The organism is Microbacterium sp. SD291 (assembly GCF_017355365.1).
Classification (GTDB): domain Bacteria; phylum Actinomycetota; class Actinomycetes; order Actinomycetales; family Microbacteriaceae; genus Microbacterium.
Genome location: NZ_JADIJR010000068.1, coordinates 1 through 1579, shown reverse-complemented (window position 1 = coordinate 1579; position 1579 = coordinate 1). Strand labels below are relative to the sequence as shown.

The window sequence follows — 1579 nt, the reverse complement described above, 5'->3', positions numbered from 1 at the left end:
CCATGCGACGCGCCCCGGCTTCCCGGACGGTCGGGGTCGGGTGGCTGTGATGTCGCTGCGTACTCGTCGAGAAGGTCAGCAGACCCGATCAGAGCCGATTGGGATGAGCCGCGAAGGCGGTTAGGTCAGGGCGGCCGAAGCCGGCCGGCGGGGTAGCGTCGGGCACGTCGAGGTCTTTCGGATGGATGGCGTAGGAACCTCCATCGTCGGGAGACCTCGACGTCTATCTGCGGACCGACGCGCCCGGCCGACCTACACCTTCATCTGGGAAGAGCCGCATTTCGGACCTCGACCTCCTGTACATCCTGCCGGCCAGCCTGCGCGCCTCATACGAGCAGGACGGCGGCCCGCTCAAAGCGCTGCGGCGCGCGCGCTGCGATCCAGAAGCGGTATCCGACTACGACAGTCGGGGTCGACAGGCTGGTCGTCGTAGTGGAGTTCTCGAACTTCACCTTCGAGGTGCAGCCCGTATTCGAGAACGATGACGGGTCCTTCGACTATCCAGACACCTACAGCGACTCGTGGAAGACAACGAAACCACGCGATGAGATCTCCGCGATCAGCGACGAAGACGCTACTACCGGTGGCAATTTGCGACGCTTGTGCAAGCTCACTCGAGCATGGCGTAACAAGCACGGAGTCGTGATGGGCGGACTGCTCGTAGACACGCTTGCCTACAACTTCCTGACATCTACGACGGAACATCGCTCGGGCGCATCCGAAACCTACGGCGAGATGATGCGTGACTTCCTTCTGTACCTCGCGGACCAGGTGGACCACGATTTCTATCTGGCGCTCGGAAGCCGCCAGCGCGTTCGAGTCAAGAAGCACTTCCAGAAGAAGGCTGCGTCCGGCGCTGAGCTTTGCACTGAGGCCGTCAACGCTGCTGGTCAGAAGAACGAATACAAGAAGTGGAGAGCGGTGTTCGGGAAGTCCGTCCCCGCAATAGCGACTGGAGGAGAGACGGCTCTTGCGGCCCGATCGTTCAACGACACAGAAGAGTTCATTGAGGACACTCATCCCGTAGACATCCGTTTCTCTGTCGAGATCAGCTGTACCGTGACACAGGACGGATTCCGTCCTACCTCGCTGACCGCATTTCTCAACCTGTTCTCGCGACTGCCAGCAAAGAAGCAACTTGCCTTCGCGATCGACAACACCGACGTGCCGGGCTCGTACGAGGTGCGGTGGAGGGTGCTGAACCGAGGAGCCGAGGCTGAGCGGCGGGATCACATACGCGGTGGGATAGTTCATCCAACACGCGGCACCGAGCGCCGGGAAGTGACTTCCTTCCGAGGGAACCACTACGTGGAGTGCTACGTCATCAAGCGCAACGTCGTCGTCGCTCGGGGGCACATCGACATTCCGATCGCAGCAGAGGCCGCTTCGTAGGCCGCCGCGGCCCGCACGCGGCGGATGCGCATGCTCCGCCGCGTGCGGGCCGATCCATACTGCCAGGGCGGTTGGTTCTCACGCCTCTCGAGCGAGTAATAGTGGCCGATCATGCTGATTCGCACGGCGCTTCCGGCGAAAGGAGGCCGATGGAGATGTCCGTCGTCGAAAATCTGACAAGTGTCAT

At 61.6% G+C, this 1579-nt stretch carries 1 protein-coding gene; it reads left to right on the top strand.

The window, feature by feature from the left end; all coding sequences use genetic code 11:
* Positions 1-225 precede the first annotated feature (225 nt).
* Positions 226-1392 carry a hypothetical protein gene (locus IPV10_RS16790; RefSeq protein ID WP_307861165.1) on the top strand — a complete coding sequence of 389 codons (1167 nt, stop codon included), beginning with the start codon at positions 226-228 and terminating at the stop codon, positions 1390-1392.
* Positions 1393-1579 lie beyond the last annotated feature (187 nt).